At 66.8% G+C, this 16,457-nt stretch carries 16 protein-coding genes; 5 read left to right on the top strand and 11 right to left on the bottom strand.

Annotated features, from left to right (window positions below; translation table 11 throughout):
• Positions 1–104: 104 nt before the first annotated feature.
• Genes G6N07_RS06005 through fabG form a run of 4 tightly spaced genes read right to left on the bottom strand, consistent with a single transcriptional unit; the run spans position 105 to position 3,979 of the window.
• On the bottom strand, positions 105–773 hold the full coding sequence (locus tag G6N07_RS06005) for a GntR family transcriptional regulator (RefSeq protein WP_085189075.1): 669 nt from the start codon (positions 771–773) through the stop codon (positions 105–107).
• 1 nt (position 774) lies between these two features.
• The gene (locus G6N07_RS06000) at positions 775–1,977 is read right to left on the bottom strand and encodes an acyl-CoA dehydrogenase family protein (RefSeq protein WP_085189077.1); all 1,203 of its coding nucleotides are present in this window, start codon (positions 1,975–1,977) and stop codon (positions 775–777) included.
• Entirely contained in the window at positions 1,974–3,188 is a 1,215-nt protein-coding gene (locus G6N07_RS05995) for an acetyl-CoA C-acetyltransferase (RefSeq protein ID WP_085189079.1), read from the bottom strand. Before G6N07_RS05995 ends, G6N07_RS06000 begins: the two co-directional genes overlap by 4 nt.
• On the bottom strand, positions 3,188–3,979 hold the full coding sequence (gene fabG, locus G6N07_RS05990; protein ID WP_085189081.1) for a 3-oxoacyl-ACP reductase FabG: 792 nt from the start codon (positions 3,977–3,979) through the stop codon (positions 3,188–3,190). The genes G6N07_RS05995 and fabG overlap by 1 nt, the downstream gene beginning before the upstream one ends.
• Before the next feature lie 71 nt (positions 3,980–4,050).
• On the opposite strand from fabG, the gene G6N07_RS05985 reads away from it, so the two are divergent.
• Complete coding sequence (locus G6N07_RS05985) at positions 4,051–5,217, top strand: acyl-CoA dehydrogenase family protein (protein WP_085189083.1); 1,167 nt, start codon at positions 4,051–4,053, stop codon at positions 5,215–5,217.
• 83 nt (positions 5,218–5,300) lie between these two features.
• On the opposite strand, the gene G6N07_RS05980 is transcribed toward G6N07_RS05985, so the two are convergent.
• Positions 5,301–5,753: a MaoC family dehydratase gene (locus G6N07_RS05980; RefSeq protein WP_085189084.1), complete on the bottom strand. Its 453-nt coding sequence runs from the start codon at positions 5,751–5,753 to the stop codon at positions 5,301–5,303.
• Positions 5,754–6,736: 983 nt separating this feature from the next.
• Between G6N07_RS05980 and G6N07_RS05975 the strand changes: the two genes are divergently transcribed.
• From G6N07_RS05975 to G6N07_RS05965, 3 genes are read left to right on the top strand one after another with little or no spacing between them, the layout of a single operon-like run.
• A complete protein-coding gene (locus G6N07_RS05975) occupies positions 6,737–7,486 on the top strand; it encodes a hypothetical protein (RefSeq protein ID WP_085189086.1) in 750 nt (249 codons plus the stop codon).
• Positions 7,486–9,624 (top strand): Rv1355c family protein, encoded by a 2,139-nt coding sequence (locus G6N07_RS05970; protein WP_085189088.1) that lies wholly within the window; start codon positions 7,486–7,488, stop codon positions 9,622–9,624. The genes G6N07_RS05975 and G6N07_RS05970 overlap by 1 nt, the downstream gene beginning before the upstream one ends.
• On the top strand, positions 9,621–11,450 hold the full coding sequence (locus tag G6N07_RS05965; RefSeq protein WP_275086245.1) for a putative bifunctional diguanylate cyclase/phosphodiesterase: 1,830 nt from the start codon (positions 9,621–9,623) through the stop codon (positions 11,448–11,450). The genes G6N07_RS05970 and G6N07_RS05965 overlap by 4 nt, the downstream gene beginning before the upstream one ends.
• Here the strand turns inward: G6N07_RS05965 and G6N07_RS05960 are convergent.
• From G6N07_RS05960 to G6N07_RS05945, 4 genes are all read right to left on the bottom strand, one after another.
• Positions 11,412–12,257 carry a hypothetical protein gene (locus G6N07_RS05960; RefSeq protein WP_235849616.1) on the bottom strand — a complete coding sequence of 282 codons (846 nt, stop codon included), beginning with the start codon at positions 12,255–12,257 and terminating at the stop codon, positions 11,412–11,414. The two genes, G6N07_RS05965 and G6N07_RS05960, sit on opposite strands and share 39 nt — an antisense overlap.
• A 429-nt stretch (positions 12,258–12,686) precedes the next feature.
• Entirely contained in the window at positions 12,687–13,334 is a 648-nt protein-coding gene (locus tag G6N07_RS05955) for a nucleoside/nucleotide kinase family protein (protein WP_085189159.1), read from the bottom strand.
• Between the two features lie 206 nt (positions 13,335–13,540).
• Positions 13,541–13,756 carry a hypothetical protein gene (locus G6N07_RS05950; RefSeq protein WP_085189094.1) on the bottom strand — a complete coding sequence of 72 codons (216 nt, stop codon included), beginning with the start codon at positions 13,754–13,756 and terminating at the stop codon, positions 13,541–13,543.
• Between the two features lie 323 nt (positions 13,757–14,079).
• Positions 14,080–14,418, bottom strand: coding sequence for a rhodanese-like domain-containing protein (locus G6N07_RS05945; RefSeq protein WP_085189096.1), 339 nt, complete (start codon positions 14,416–14,418; stop codon positions 14,080–14,082).
• Between the two features lie 234 nt (positions 14,419–14,652).
• Here G6N07_RS05945 and G6N07_RS05940 point away from each other — a divergent pair, with 234 nt between their 5' ends.
• The gene (locus tag G6N07_RS05940) at positions 14,653–15,057 is read left to right on the top strand and encodes a hypothetical protein (protein ID WP_235849618.1); all 405 of its coding nucleotides are present in this window, start codon (positions 14,653–14,655) and stop codon (positions 15,055–15,057) included.
• A gap of 50 nt (positions 15,058–15,107) precedes the next feature.
• Here G6N07_RS05940 and G6N07_RS05935 read toward each other — a convergent pair whose 3' ends face one another.
• Complete coding sequence (locus G6N07_RS05935) at positions 15,108–15,881, bottom strand: M56 family metallopeptidase (protein ID WP_235849619.1); 774 nt, start codon at positions 15,879–15,881, stop codon at positions 15,108–15,110.
• A 146-nt stretch (positions 15,882–16,027) separates the two neighbouring features.
• The gene (locus G6N07_RS05930; protein WP_263858028.1) at positions 16,028–16,441 is read right to left on the bottom strand and encodes a BlaI/MecI/CopY family transcriptional regulator; all 414 of its coding nucleotides are present in this window, start codon (positions 16,439–16,441) and stop codon (positions 16,028–16,030) included.
• Between the last annotated feature and the right edge of the window lie 16 nt (positions 16,442–16,457).

Below are 16,457 nucleotides of genomic sequence, written 5' to 3'. Positions count from 1 at the left end.
GGCCGATTTGGTCGGTGCGAGGATCGACCACAGGCACCCGCCACTGTCACGCCGTGCCGCCATCTGCACGTCCGAATGCTCGGAGATCCGCTGGACGGCTTCGATTACCGGACCACGCCGCGCGTCTTGAGGTGCTCGATGAGCGGTCCGGCCCCCGACGCGAGGTGCTCCGACATCGCGGTCCGCGCCAGGGCATCGTCGTGCTCGGCCAGTGCGGTCAGCAGTTGCCGGTGATGGCGCATCGACTCGGCGGGCCAGCTCTCGATCGTGGGGAACACCGACTCCGGGGCGTAGCGGGTGATCAGCGACATCATCTGCGCGAGTTTGGGTGAGTCCGCGGCGACGTTGATCGCCCGGTGGAACTCGTGGTTGAGCCGGACCGCCGCCTCACCGTCGTCACGCCGATAGGCGTCCTCGAGGGCATCCTGGATCGCGCTGAGCGCCCGGACCTGATCGTCGCTGATGTTCTGCGCCGCGCGAGCGGCCAGTTCACCGCCGACGTACGCCTGGACGTTCGATACGTCGGCGATGTCGCGGCCCGTCACCGGCAACACGACGAATCCGCGTCGCGGTTGTTGCGCGAGAAGCCCTTCGGCGCGCAACTCGAAAAGCGCTTCCCGCACCGGGGTGACGCTGATGCCCAGTTCCGAGGCCAGCTGTTCGAGTCCGATGTAGCCGCCGGCCGGGTAGGTCCCGTCGAAGATCCGGCGACGGACGAACCGCGCGACGTCCTCCGACAGTTGGGGGCGGGCCGCGAAATCCGGGACGGTCATGTCAGATCCGGTAGTCGGCGAGCAGACGCTTGCTGATGATGTTCTTCTGGATCTCGCTGGTGCCCTCACCGATCAGCAGGAACGGCGCGTCACGCATCAGCCGCTCGATCTCGTACTCCGTGGAATAGCCGTAGCCGCCGTGGATGCGGAAGCTCTGCTGCGTCACCTCGGCGCAGAACTCGCTGGCGAGGTACTTCGCCATGCCGGCGGCGACGTCGTTGCGTCCACCGGAGTCCTTGAGCCGGGCGGCGTTGACCATCATGAGATGCGCCGCTTCCACTTTGGTCGCCATCTCGGCCAGTTGGAAGGCGATCGCCTGATGTTCGGCGATCGGCTTGCCGAAAGTCTGCCGCTGCTGGGCGTAGCGCACCGCGAGTTCGAAGGCGCGCAGACCCACGCCGCAGGCCCGTGCCGAGACGTTGACCCGGCCCACCTCGATGCCGTCCATCATCTGGAAGAAGCCCTGGCCGGGTTGCTCTCCGAGGATGTCGGACGCCTTGGCCCGATAACCGTCGAAGACGAGTTCCGTGGTGTCGATACCCTTGTAGCCCAGTTTGTCCAGCTTGCCGGGGATCGTCAGGCCCGGCACCACTTCACCGAAACCCGTGGGCTTTTCGACGAGGAATGCGGTGAGGTTGCGGTGCGGTTTGTCGGCGCCCTCGTCGGTTCGCACGAGCGCCGCGACGAGCGTGGAGCTCCCACCGTTGGTGACCCACATCTTCTGGCCGTCGATGATGTAGTCGTCGCCTTGCCGATCGGTGCAGCGGCTGGCACGCGTGCGGATCGCGGCGACGTCGGAGCCCAGTTCAGGTTCGGACATGGAGAACGCGCCCCGGGTCTCACCGGTGGCCATCCGCGGCAGGAAGCGATTCTTCTGCATGTCCGTGCCGTGCTGCCGAAGCATGTAGGCGACGATGAAATGGGTGTTGATGACGCCGGAGACACTCATCCAGCCGCGGGCGAGTTCCTCAACGCACAGGGCATAGGTCAGCAGCGATTCCCCCAGTCCCCCGTACTCCTCCGGGATCATCAGGCCGAACAGCCCCATCTCGCGCATCGCGTCGACGATTGCCTGTGGATAGGTGTCGGCGCGCTCGAGTTCCTGGGCGTTCGGGATGATCTCCTTGTCCACGAATTGCCGTACCGTGGAGAGGATCTCGGTCTGGAACTCGGTCAGACCCAGCGTCTGCGCGAGGCGAGTCATGCCGCCACCCGCTCGAAGACCGCGGCCAACCCCTGGCCGCCGCCGATGCACATGGTGATCAGCCCGTAGCGGCCCTGCCGGCGGGTCAGTTCGCGGGCGAGGGTGGCCAACATGCGCCCGCCGGTCGCTCCGACCGGGTGTCCCAGGGAGATCCCCGACCCGTGCACGTTGGTGCGTTCCGTGTCGGCGGCGGTGAACCTCCACTCCCGCATGACGGCGAGCGCCTGGCTGGCGAAAGCCTCGTTCAATTCGATGAGATCGATGTGGGCCAAGTCGAGACCCGCTCTGTGCAACGCGGCTTCGGTGGCCGGGACCGGACCGATGCCCATGACGTTCGGCCCCACCCCGGCCAGGCCCCACGACACCAGTCGCACCACCGGGGTGAGGCCGAGTTCGGCGGCCTTCTCCGGTGTGGTGACCACGCACATCGACGCGGCGTCGTTCTGACCGCTGGCGTTGCCCGCGGTCACCGTCGACTCCGGATCCTGTTCCGCCAGAATCGGTTTCAGGCGCCCGAGCGTCTCTATCGACGTGTCAGCCCGCGGATGCTCGTCGGTGGCTAGGACGTCCTCACCATGGCTGGTGCGCACGGTTACCGGGATGATCTCTTCGGCGAAGACGCCGTTCTTCTGCGCGGCGACCGCCCGCTGGTGCGAGGCGACCGCCAGCTCGTCCTGTTCCGTTCTGGAAATGCCGTACTGGCGGCGCAGGTTCTCGGCGGTCTCCAGCATCCCGCCCGGCACGGGGTAGTTCTTGCCGCCGGCCGTGGTGCGTCCGCGCGCCAGCGCGTCGTGCACGGCGACCCCACCGCGTGCGCCTCCCCAACGCATGTCGGTCGAGTAGAACACCACGTTGCTCATGCTCTCCGCGCCGCCGGCGACCACCAGCTCGTTGTTGCCGCTGCCGACCTGCAGGCAGGCCTGCAACACCGACTGCAACCCGGATCCGCAGCGGCGGTCCACCTGCATACCGGGCACGGTCACCGGGAGTCCGGAATCCAAGGCCACCACCCGCCCGATGGCGGGTGCCTCGCTGCTGGGATAGCAATGCCCGAGGACGACGTCGTCGACCACAGCGGGATCGATCCCCGTGCGGCTGAGCAGGCCCGTGAGTGCGGCCACCGCGAGCTCGACCGCGGAGAGGTCCTTGAACATGCCGCCGTACCGCCCGATCGGGGTGCGGACCGGTTCGCAGATGACGGTGTCACGCATCAGATGTGCCGTCCGCCGGTGACTTCCAGCACGGTGCCGGTCATGTACGACGACAGGTTCGAGGCGAGGAAGAGCGCCACCTTGGCGACCTCGGACGGGTCGCCGGCTCGGCCCATCGGCACCTCGGCGAGCTTCTGATCCCAGATGTGCTGCGGCATCGCCTCTGTCATCGCCGACCGGATGAGGCCGGGCTGGATCGCGTTGACCCGCACCCCCAGGTGCGCGAGTTCCTTCGCGGCCGCCTTCGTCATCCCGACGATCCCAGCCTTGGCCGCCGAGTAGTTGGTCTGTCCGACCAGCCCGACCTTGCCCGAGATGGACGACATGTTCACGATCGCGCCGCGCCTGCTCTCTCGCATGATCGCCGCCGCGGACTTCAGCCCGTTCCAGGTGCCCTTGAGATGCACGGCGATCACCTGGTCGAATTGTTCCTCGGTCATCTTGCGAAGAGTCGCGTCGCGGGTGATCCCCGCGTTGTTCACCATGACGTCGAGGCCGCCGAAGCGTTCCACCGCCGCGGCCACCAGCGCCTCCACCTCGTCGGCCCGGGTGACGTCGCAGCGGACCGCGGTGGCCACCTTGGCTCCGCCGAGGCGCTCGGCCGCGGCCTCGGTGGCATCGAGGTGGAGGTCGCCGAGCACCACCCGCGCCCCCTCCGACACGAAGCGCTCCGCGATCGCGAAGCCCAGTCCCTGCGCACCGCCCGTGACCACCGCGGCCTGTCCGGTCAGCAACGACACTCGATCACCTACCTGACTCGTCGGGGCCTCCGAGGGGCCCACTCGGGACATCGTATTTCTTATACGATGTTGGCCGGCCGCCCGCCCGCCTATGGGACGCCGACTGCGACTGGAGGTCGTCGATGAGCGAAGTCAGTGACGAGGACTTCCGTGAGGTCCTCGCACAGACGCGGCGTTTCATCCGGACCGCGGTGGTGCCGCGAGAGCCCGAGATCCTCGCCGAGGACAAGGTCCCCGACGACCTGCGGGAACAGGCCAAGAAGATGGGGCTGTTCGGCTACGCCATTCCGCAGGAATGGGGCGGACTCGGGCTGGATCTGCCCCAGGACGTCGAAATGGCCATGGAGTTCGGCTACACGTCGCTGGCGCTGCGGTCGATGTTCGGCACCAACAACGGCATCGCCGGACAGGTGCTGGTCGGCTTCGGTACCGACGAGCAGAAGAAGCAGTGGCTCGAAGGAATCGCCTCCGGTGACGTCGTCGCATCGTTCGCCCTTACCGAACCGGGCGCCGGATCCAATCCCGCCGGACTCCGCACCAAGGCTGTGCGCGACGGGACCGACTGGATCATCACCGGCCACAAACGCTTCATCACCAACGCCCCGACGGCGAACCTGTTCGTCGTCTTCGCTCGCACCCGGCCTGCCGACGACAACGGCACCGGGATCGCGGTGTTCCTGGTGTCCGCCGACTCCGCGGGTGTCGAGGTCGGCGTCAAGGACGCCAAGATGGGTCAGGAGGGAGCCTGGACCGCCGATGTGAACTTCACCGACGTCCGCGTGCCGAACGCAGCGCTCGTAGGCGGCAGCGAGGACCTCGGGTACCGCTCGGCGCTGACGTCGTTGGCGCGCGGCCGCGTACACATCGCCGCGCTGGCCGTTGGAGCCGCCCAACGCGCGCTCGAGGAATCCGTCGCCTATGCCGCCACCGCGACCCAGGGTGGTCAGCCGATCGGCAATTTCCAATTGGTGCAGGCGATGCTGGCCGACCAGCAGACCGGCGTCATGGCGGGCCGTGCTTTGGTCCGCGACGCCGCTCGGATGTGGGTCACTGGAGAGGACCGCCGTATCGCACCGTCGGCGGCGAAGGTGTTCTGCACCGAGATGGCCGGTCAGGTCGCCGATCTGGCGGTACAGATCCACGGAGGAAGTGGGTACATGCGGGAGGTTCCTGTGGAGCGGATATACCGCGACGTTCGGCTGTTACGGCTGTACGAAGGCACCAGTGAGATACAGCGCCTGATCATCGGTGGCGGACTGGTCAAGGCCGCTCAGCGGGCGGCGAACTGACAGCGGTGCCCCTACCCGTGGCGCACTAACCGGCCACGCGGAATGACGCGCGTCAGCGACGTCTGACAGATGTCGAACCAGGGTCAGCCGATGAAGCGCACGATCGACTCCGCGACGGCGGCCGGCTTCTCCGCTCCCTCGATCTCCACGGTGATCGTCGTCATCGCCTGGACCGCGCCGTCGAGTCGGTCCACCTTGCTGATCTCCCCGCGGGCCCGCAGGCGCGCCCCCACCTTCACCGGGCTGATGAAGCGAACTTTGTTGTAGCCATAGTTGACCGCCATCGCGATGCCGCCGACCGTGTACAGCTGGTGACTGAAGTGAGGCAGCAGCGACAGCGTCAACAGCCCGTGCGCGATGGTGCCGCCGAACGGTCCCTGCGCCGCCTTCTCAGGATCGACGTGAATCCACTGGTGGTCGTCGGTGGCGTCGGCGAAAAGGTTCACCCGGTCCTGAGTGATCTCGAGCCATTCGGTCGGGCCCAGTGAGGTGCCCTCTGCAGCCGCGAGCTCGTCGAGTCCATTGAAGGTCTTCACGGGTTCTCCTCTCCGGCGCCGGCGCGCCACCGACCCTTCGCACCCTACGGTTCTCTACCCCGCCGACCGATGCCGGGCGCGCCGCCGGACGGCCCACCGCATGAAGAATCCGAGTTGCGAATTTGCCAGAATTACGCTCATTCGCACCGGTTCGAGCGTGACTTGTCCATTGTGGAGCAGATCGAAAATCAATAATGCAAACGCAGAACTACGGTAGGCGTCTCGACATCTGTATCGGGTTGCCGACGACGGCCTAGAGGTGCCAGTCGCCTGGTTCGCGGACACAATCGCGGACGACGAGGAATCCGGCGGTTATAGTTCGGCATCCCACTAGCAATCTAGGGGTATTGCCGGACGCAAGCAACACCACCGTCCAGGTTTCGCCGGAAGCGGCTGCGTCGGCGCCGATCGGCCGTCGGCTTCCCCGCCGTTACGGCGGTGGAAGGCCGCCGACGACAGACCCCGGTTCGGTCGTCTCCGAGCAACCCCGGTGCGTCGGCGCAGGCGATGGCATCCCCCGCTCCGCGATCACGTTCGCATGGACGGGCATACCGCCGCCACCGCCGCGCAATCGCCGGCCGCGACCCGCACACCTCGCCGGTCCGCAGCCCACCGGTGCGCGGGCGCGACGAGCCTCACAACTTGGCTCGGTGGCAAACAGCAAGCAAACAGCGAGAAAGCCCGCTCGGGGGTTGAGCACACAGGAGTGGCACTGGATGCAATCGCAAAGTTCGCCGAAAACGGCCGCGGGACAAACAACCTGCGGAGACCGGCATAAAGGCGATTGCCATAATTGCAGTTGCGTGTACGAATGGCGATGGGAGGGCAGTACCCATAACGCAATACTGGACAAGTTTTTCTCGCTAGCTGGAATGAAACCCACTGTGAGCGGGATACTCAAGTTCGCGTATTCGCAACACCGCGAGACGCGCACCATGATCAGCCGCCGCTTCCCTGGGCGGCTACCCGAAGGACGGACACCTATGCCTGTTGCCCAGCGAGACACCTCAACCCACGGGCTTGTGGAACTGGACCGAAGCCCCACCTGGTTCGATGCCACAAGTCGATGCACGGTCGTCTTGGCACAGCCCTTCGCCGAGCCGGAGCTCTGGGCCGACTATGTTCGCGGCGCGCAGCTCAGCTACCACAAGCACGGAGTGGAGAATGCACTCGACAGCGGCGCGCTCGAGCGGGGGGACGACACCGCGTTGTTCTGCGTCGGCATCAACGACGCCGGGCAGGTGGTCGGTGGGGTCCGCGCCAAGGGCCCCTACACCGAAGTCGACGAATGCCACGCCGTGGTCGAGTGGGACGGTCAACCCGGGTTGGCCGCGGTGCGCAAAATGGTCGGCGATCGCCTTCCTTTCGGCGTGGTGGAGATCAAATCGGCATGGGTGAGCGACGACCCGGAACAGAGCCGTGCGCTCACCGACGTCCTGGCTCGTGTGCCGCTGCATTCGCTGCTTCTGCTCGACGCGCAATTCGCAGTCGCGACGGCGGCGGCATATGTCCTCAATCGCTGGTTGTCCTCTGGCGGTGTGCTTGCCGCCAAGATCCCCGCGACTCCATATCCGGACGCCCGTTATCAGACCAAGATGATGTGGTGGGACAGGCGTACTTTCGCCAATCACGCAGATCCCAACCAGGTTTCGACGTTCTTCGCGGAAACCCGGCAGGTGACGACACAACTCGACAGGGTCGGCGAACCTGTGGCCGCGGCGGCGATGGGCTGATGGCACGATTCGTCGCCGACCCGACTGTCCATACCGCCACGGTCCTCACCGACACCGAGGATCATGACGTACTCGCGAGGCTGCGGTCCGATTCCGGGATCGACTTCGTCGACCGAGCCGCGGAACTCCACTTGGCGCTGGCCGAACTGCGTCCGCCCGCGGAGGCCGATCTGACCAGTGAGCCGACTCGATGGGCGTACTTCCCGTGGCGGCGCACGGTCGTCAGCGTGCTCGGCCCTCGCGCCCACCGTCGACTCCGGCTCGACCGCAACCGGAATCTGATCTCCGCCGGAGAACAGCAGCGACTCGGTCGGTTGCGGGTCGGCGTCATCGGCCTCAGCGTCGGCCACGCTGTGGCGCACACGCTCGCTGCGCAGGGAGTCTGCGGCGAACTGCGGCTCGCCGACTTCGACGCACTTGAGGTCTCCAACCTCAATCGGGTACCCGCGAGCCTGATGGACGTCGGAGTGAACAAGGCCGTGGTCGCCGCCCGGCGGATCGCCGAACTCGACCCCTACCTCCCGGTGCAGGTGATGACCGAGGGTGTCACGCCCGACACCGTCGAGACGTTCCTCGACGGACTGGACGTGGTGGTTGAGGAGTGCGATTCCCTCGATGTGAAGGTCCTGGTCCGCGAGCACGCCCGTGCGCGTCTCATCCCGGTTCTGATGGCGACCAGCGATCGCGGCCTGCTCGACATCGAGCGCTTCGACGTCGACGCATCCCGGCCGCTCCTGCACGGACTGCTGGGCGACATCGACTCAGCAGCTCTGTCGGGGCTGACGAGCAAGGACAAGGTTCCCTACGTCCTGCGGATCCTCGACGCGAACGCGCTGTCGCCACGCATGGCCGCGTCGTTGGTGGAAGTCGGCACGAGCCTGACGACATGGCCGCAGCTCGCCGGTGAAGTGGCGCTGGGAGCCACCGCCGTCACCGAGGCGGTACGCCGCATCGGTCTCGGCGAGCCGCTGTCCTCGGGCCGGGTTCGCATCGATGCCACCGCACTCCTCGACCGCGTCGAGGACCCGCTCGGGTCCTCGACCGTCGACGACATCGACGACATCGACGACGACGCGGCCACTGACCCGCAGGCCCACTCCGTCGCCGAGAAGGTCGCCGCGGCTGCAGTGCGGGCACCATCGGGCGGCAATTCGCAGCCGTGGCACATCGAACTGCAACCCGACGCCGTGCACCTGTGGGTGGTCCCCGAGGCCACCACCGCCATGGATGTCGCGTACCGAGGCAGCGCCGTCGCACTGGGTGCAGCGGTCCTCAACGCGCGGATCGCCGCGGCGGCCCATCAGCGTGCCGGTGACGTTCGCCTCGAGCGCGGCGATGAGCGCACACCCCTGCGGGCCGTCGTTCAGCTCGGGCAGTCCGTGGACGCGGATCTGGCGCGTCTTTACCCTGCGATGTTGTGTCGGCAGACCAACCGACATCATGGATCCGGCACTCCAATCGGTGCGGCGGAAGTCGATGCGCTGACCGCCGCGGCGCAGGCCGAAGGCGGCCGCCTGACGATGCTGACCGACGCCCGAGACATCGCCGAGGCCGCGGAGATCCTCGCGGCGACCGACCGCATCCGGTATCTCACGCCACGCCTGCACTCGGAGATGTTCTCGGAGCTGCGCTGGCCCGGGGATCCTGCACCCGACTCGGGCATCGACGTGCGCACGTTGGAGCTGGGAGCGACAGACATGGTGAAGCTCGACATCCTGCGGCGGAGTGAGGTAATGGCCAATCTGGCCCGGTGGGAGGCGGGGTCGGCGCTGGGCGATGACACCTATGACCGTCTGAGGTCCAGCGCCGCGCTGGGTGTCGTCACCGTCACCGGACGCACACTCCCGGACTACCTGCGCGGCGGCTCAGCCACCGAGGCAGTCTGGATCGCCGCCGAAGAGCACCGTGTGGCAACCCATCCCATGTCACCGGTGTTCCTGTACGCGCACGACGAACACGAGCTCGCCGAACTCTCCCCGGCGTTCGCCGGTCAGCTCGGGGAGCTGCGCCGGCGCTTCCGCGCGCTCGCCGGTACCGCCGCAGAGGAGTCCGAGGCGTTGGTCCTACGCTTCTCCATCGCGCCCCGACCGTCGATGCGCAGCAGACGCCGCAGGCTGAGTTCACCAGCACCGGCATGACACCGGGAACGGAGATGACCGTGCCGAGGAACCTCGAGGTCCTCGTGACATCGGTCGCGACAGACCTGATGGCGGTCACGGCGGCGACCTCGGTGGAGGTGAGCGAACGCGTACTCGGCGACCTCGTCTCGTACTTCGGCGTCGATGGAAGCTCCCTGCGGTACAACGACCATGACATCCACGCATCGAAACTGGTCGCCGAGTGGCCGCCCCGCGAGGCCGCGGCGGGCACCGACCCGCTCAAGGTCGTCTACTTCTCCGACGCCGATTCGGCGTTCGCGCAGACCGAGGGTCTCCGTGAACCCGTCATCCTCCGGCTGGACCCCTCGAACTCGAGCGGCCGCAGCGGGGCCGCCACGGTCGCCGAGGTGCCGTTGCGATCCGGTGACGTCACGACAGGCGTTCTGGGCTTCGTCAAGTTCGGCGAGCGCGTCTGGCAGCAAAACGAACTCAACGCGCTCACCGCAATCGCGTCTCTGTTCGCCCAGGTGCAGGCGCGGATCGCCGCCGAAGAACGCCTGCGGTACCTCGCCGACCACGACGATCTGACCGGACTGCACAACCGTCGTTCGCTGCTGGGCCATCTCGCCGACCGGCTGGCAGATGGCCGCCCTGGTCCGGTGGCGGTGCTCTTCTTCGATCTCGACCGGCTCAAGGCGGTCAACGACTATCTCGGCCACATCGCCGGTGACTGGTTCATCCGAATCCTCGCCGAACGACTGCAACGAGGCGACGAGGAGAAGTTCATCGCCCGCCTCGGCGGCGACGAGTTCGTCGTCGTGCCGGCTGGGCCGATGACCGCCGACGCTGCGGAGACACTCGCGTACAAAATGCAGGCCGTTCTGCGCCAACGGGTTTCGATAGACAGCGAGATGCTGACCCGCACGATCAGCATCGGTGTGGCCGTCGGCGTGCCCGGCCGCGACACGACCTCCGAGCTGATAAGCCGGGCGGGCCAGGCGGTGCTGAGTGCCAAGAATGCCGGGGGCAACTGTATTTCGGTCTTCAATGAACGGATGTCACAAGAAATCGCGCTGCGCAACGACATCGAGTTGCACCTCCAGAACGTCATCGACAGCGGCGCCCTGGTTCTGCACTACCTGCCTGAAGTGGACATCCGCACCGGGGAGATCCTCGCCACGGAGGCGCTCGTCCGCTGGCAGCATCCGACGCGCGGACTGCTCTGCCCCGATCAATTCATCGGGGTAGCGGAGTCGATCAACCTCGCCGGTGAACTCGGACGGTGGGTGCTGCGCAATGCCTGCGCCGAGTTCGCCCGCTGGCAGTCGAAAGGGGTGGCGGGCCGGATCGTCCTGCGTGTCAACGTTTCGCCGGTACAGCTGGTGACCGAGGGCTTCGTCGAATCGGTGGCGCAGGTGATGGCCGATTTCGGCCTGGAACGCGGATCCGTCTGCCTGGAGATCACCGAGAGCGTCGTCGTCCAGGACATCGACACCACGCGGGCCACCCTTGCGGGGCTCAAGGACGCCGGGGTGCAGGTCGCGATCGACGACTTCGGGACGGGTTACAGCGTGTTGTCACTGCTGAAATCGCTTCCCGTGGACACGTTGAAGATCGACAAGAGCTTCGTCCAGAATCTCGGTTCCAACGCCGGGGATCTGGCGATCGTGCGCGCCATCATCGCGCTCGCGGACGCGTTCGGCCTCGAACTGGTGGCCGAGGGCCTGGAAACTGGGTCCGCCGCACAGACCCTGCTGCGCCACGGGTGCCACCGGGCCCAGGGCTTCATGCTGTCCCGTCCGGTACCCGGAGCACAGATGGAGCGGCTACTGGCCGAAGGGCGGGTGCCCGTCCGTTTCTCGTGAGCGGCTGGGCTCGCCGCGGTTCCTCCGGGACTCGCGCGTCGCCTTCGGGAGCTTCCCGTTACTGCTCGCGCAGGTGGCCGGCTGGGTGACGGCGGTCGGGGCGGCGGCGAGCAGCTCGACCCGCGCGAACCGGCTGCCGATCTCGCTGACCAAGGCGACTTCGGCCTCATCGTCACCCTGCACGGGATCGGCGACGGTGTGCCCGACATGCCCGACATACGGCGCGAGGGTGATCCCGTGCCGAGCTCGTACGGCGTACGGACCCCGACCGGTCTGCAGCACAGCACCGATCACGGCGTCCTCCTCGAAGACCATTCGCTGCAGGCGGGTATCGAATTCGACGTCGATGTCGCGGATGCGGGCCTCACTGTCGAGCCACGTCGCGAGTGGCACCGGACCGCCTTCGGCGGGCAACGCGATCCTGCCGACCGTCTTGACCTGTACGGGACGGTTCTCGAGGGTCCGCATGATGGTGATGGGCCAGTCGGAGACCCTGGTGTGCATGAGCCCATACGGAGAGTGCAGGCACTGCTCGGTCCATTTCTTCAGCCGAGCGCCGTAGAATGGCGGGCTCCTGCGGCGCTCGGCTGCGGTCAAGGGGCGGACGAGACGCACCGGCACATCGGCCGTCGGCCGCGGGTCCGCCGCGAGGCCGTCGGTCAGCGCGGCGAAGTAGGCGCGGGTCTCGTCGTCCTCAACCCGGTCGGCGGGCCACCCCTCCTCGGTCGCCGAGGTGGCGACGAGCACGTCGACCCCCTCGTCGGCCGCCACCACAGCACTGGCGAGCGCTCCGATGAGACCACCCACGCACAAGACCTCGACTTCGTGGTCCCACATATGCGTTAAACACCTCGCCGTTGCTCCGTAACGTTCCGCCATCCAGTTTCGGCGCCAGGTCGGACACTTCGCACGGCTAGACAATGGGTCGCCACGGCCTGTGCAGGGATTCGAGGGGGTTTGCCAGAACAGGCCGTGGCAACCGGATGAAGGTACCACCGCAACAAGCCCAGGGAAAGCCGGGATGCGTGGGACTCCCGCTCGACGCCGTTGCAAATGAGTCGTCATGAGTGTTCAGGCGACTTCCACCCCGTCTCGGGGTGTTTCGGCAGCCTCGCGGCTGGGTCGTTTCGGCGGTTCACAGCCCACCAGCCGCTAGGCCGCACGTCGCAGTTCCAAGCACCTGTTCCGAGCGCAACAAGCAGGCTCGTCAACGGGGTGCCGTGCAGTGTGCGTCCGTCAGCCGCCGTATGAACCGCACTGTCTGGCAACAATGTGCAGTATGCGGTCACATCGGTCACGAATCCCAGCGATGAGGTTGGCGTTCGCCTCGTCGACCGTGTCGACCCAGTGTCGCGCGTCGGCGTCGGTGCGCCCGCCGGTGACGTGGCGGGCGACGAGCCGGGCGCGGCGGACCGCGTGCTCACTGTCGAGATAGTAGAGCCGGTCAAGCAACGCCAGAACACCGTCCCAGACACCGAGATAGTTTCCTTCGGTGACCACCAGCCGCGCGTCTGCGGGCACCACCCGGCACGCCGCCACAGGCTCCTCGATGGCCCGGTCGAAATCGGGGACGTAGACCTCGCGGAGACCGTGGTCTTCGATGATGCGGCGCAACGTCGCGCGGTAGCCGTCCACGTCGAAGGTGTCCGGCGCGCCCTTGCGCGCGCGCCGCGCCAGGCGGTCCAGTTGCGTGCTCGCCAAGTGGAAGCCGTCCATCGGAACGTAGCTCGCGACGGGACCCACCTGCTGGACGATCCGCCGGGCGAACGTGGATTTCCCTGTGCCGGGTGGGCCGGTGATCCCGACGATCACCCGCCCCGGCCCGGCGTCGAGCAGCGCGTGCGTCTCTTCGGTGACCATGTGCAGCGCCTCGTCAGCGGTCATCGCCTCCGGCGACGCGCCGCCGATGTGATCCGGGACACCCACCCCCGCGACTATAAGGGACTATAAGGGTTTGAAGAGACCAGAGCCTACTGCTGTCGGTCAGGCTTTGGGCCACACGGATATTGCTACCCGCCGCCGGGCATACCCGGGCCCGCGGACACGTCGTTGGGCAGCGCGTCATCGGGGAGCGCGCAGAGCGAAGTGACCTAGCCCGGCCACTGCTCGATGATGCGGCCGTCGCAGCGAAGCTGAACGGCGGTGTGGCGTTGAACACCGGCGGCCTGCAGCTTTTCGGCGTACATCTGCCGGGCGTCGGCCTCGTCTGCCCCGTCGATGGTGGTGGACTGCAGATCCTCGTCCGAAGGACGCTCGATGCCCTGCTCGAAGGGGGCCACGACCACGACATCCCATTTCGCTGTCATGTGACCAGTATCCGCCGCGCTCGAGCCATGCCGTTCGGGCATCCACGTGGAGATGACATCGCCAAAGCTGACCGACGACGCCAAGACCTTGAATCCGGGAACCGGACCGGTTGGTCCCTTCTCCGGCGCGGGTCTCCGCTGATGGTCGAGGTCAGTGTGCTGATCCAGACGATGATGGGCGCTGCAAAGGTGGCGGCGTGCGGGGTGAGATGGAGGGTGACACCAGCACAGGCACGGTCAGGATGGATCGCCGCCGCCGAGGGACACCCAGGAAGACTCCGATGGCGGCGCCGCCTGCCAGCGCGGTCAGCAGTGATGTCACGTCAGGCAACCGTGCCGGGGGCTCCGTCATCGCGCACGAGAGGGTGACCAGCCTCGGCCCAGGCCTTCATGCCGCCGTCGAGGTTTACCGCGTCGATGCCGGCGTTGGCCAGGAGAGCAGCAGCCTTCCGTGATCGGTTTCCGGAGCGGCACGTCACGACTACCGTCCCGGACCCGGCGAACGCGCTCGGGTCGAGGTCGCCCACCGGCATGTGCCGCGCGTTGGCGGCATGCCCGGCCGCCCACTCGTCGTCCTCCCGGACGTCCAGGAGCGTCACGTCGCCACGGGACAGCATGACGACTGCCCGGGCCACGTCGACGTCGGGAGCTTTGGGAGACATTGGACTTCCTTTGCGCTAGAGCCTTCTAAGCCGTTGGCACCCACGTCGGATCGCCGAGCCCCAACACCAGTAAATGTACGTACATCCGGGTGCCCAGGCAACAAGTGGACAGCGACTTTCCTACGTAGTAGATACGTAGGTATGACTGAGCCGCTCCCGCCTACCCCACCGCCGACACGAGCCAGCGCTACGGTCAGCGCTGCCAACCGCTATTGGTGTGCCGCAGTCTTGGGTGTGCTCACGGTTGTGACGATGGCAATTCCTACCGATGTGATCGATACGCCGTGGTTCGGTCGCGAGCTTCCGGTCCGATGGTGGGAGTACCCCACGCTGGTCGCCGTCGGCATATTGACCACCCTGTGGTTCGCCGTCGCGGCCCCTTGGCGCGGGTCTGGTACCGCCGTTGGCGGCGTTACCCTGGCGACGCTGGCGATTGGTTGCCCCCTGTGCAACAAGGTGGTGTTGGCTGCGATCGGCACCACTGGCGCTCTGGGGGTGTGGGCACCGGCGCAACCGGTGCTCGCGGTTGTGTCGGTGGCGTTGATGGGGGGTTTGGTGCTGTGGCGGTGGCGCAATCGTCCCTGCAGCGCGGACAGCTGCGCAACCGCCACCGGCCGAACGGCCGAGCCGACATCGTAAACAAGCCGCTGACAACCCGGGAAGCTGAACAGCCTCCGAGGCAGCGGGACTCAGATGCAGAACAGGAAGGCCAGTGCCGGCGCTGCGCAGACGGCAGCGACGGCGCATGCGCCGGCGCGTGTGCGCCAGATCCGCGGCGGCGTCGATTGCGACAGACGCGTAAGCCGCTCAAGGACTGCGGTCCCCGCCGCGGCAAGTGATCCTCGAGGTAGGCGATACCCGGTGCTGAGCAACACCAGACTGGTGACCAAGGGCATGCGGCCGTGCGCCCGGATGGCGGCGTCGTCGGCGCACATCTCCAGCAGTGGCGGGACGGATTGGGTGGCGCAGCGCATCAGCGGTAGCCACTTCAGCGCCACCGCGAGTGCGGTGAGCGCCGCGACGATACGGTGGTGGCCGCCCCTTAGGTGGGCCCGCTCGTGGGCGAGGACAGCCGTCAGGCCTTCACCGTCGAGTAGCTCTAATGCCGCCGTGGTTGTGACGATGGCTCGCCGACCGCCTCCTGCTACGCAGTACACTGCCGGCTTGTCGGACTGGATCGACACCACCCCGGGGTGGGGTGTGGGCCGACCAACAATCTGCACGGCCTCGGCATGGTGCCGATTGCATCGCCGGGTACGGACCGCGGCCGACGCAACCCTTCGAATGGTATGCATCGCGACCGCGGCGGTGAGGCCCAGCAGAGCCGCCGTCAGCGCGGTTGCCACCGAGGTCGACAGGTGCACGGCATCGGTAAGGCCCAGCGTCTGAACGCAGAACGTTGGGGTCGACCGGGTGATCAATGCGTGAATCGCGCCGAACATCAGGATCACCAGGGCGCCCATCCACGCGGTGATCGCGGTGCCGACCGCGGCCAGCCAAGCGGCCACCGCAAGCCTGGGATGGCCCCCGCGTGTTGTGGTAGGGGTCAGCACCACCGGCGCCAGCCAGCTCAGGGTCGCTGCATAAAGCAGGAGAAATGTCACCGAGTTCATGACGACTCACCGCTGGCAAGGCGGTCGATCACCTTGCGCAATTCCGCCGACTCGTTGTCGTCGATCTGGTCGAAGAAGAAATTCAAGATCAATGCGCTGTCACCGCCGGATCTGAACACCGTTCGCATCAGATTCGCCGAGTGCTCTTCGCGACTGAGCGTCGGACGGTAGTGATAGGCCAAACCGACTTTCTCCCGTTGCAGCCAACCCTTGCGAAACAAGTTATCCATCGTCGACATCGCCGTGGTGTACGCAATCTGACGCGTAGCACTCAATTCTTCATGCACGCTGCGCACCGTCGCTGGGTCGTTGCGCGACCAGAGCAAATCCATGACGACGGCCTCCAGCTCGCCGAATTGCCGCAGCTTTGCCGCCGGCTCGGGCGGTGAGCCCTGCCCCTGCTCTCCCACAGCACCTACCTTCCAA

The sequence above is a fragment of the Mycolicibacterium doricum genome (assembly GCF_010728155.1).
Lineage (GTDB): Bacteria > Actinomycetota > Actinomycetes > Mycobacteriales > Mycobacteriaceae > Mycobacterium > Mycobacterium doricum.
This window is presented reverse-complemented; position numbering and strand designations above follow the sequence as displayed.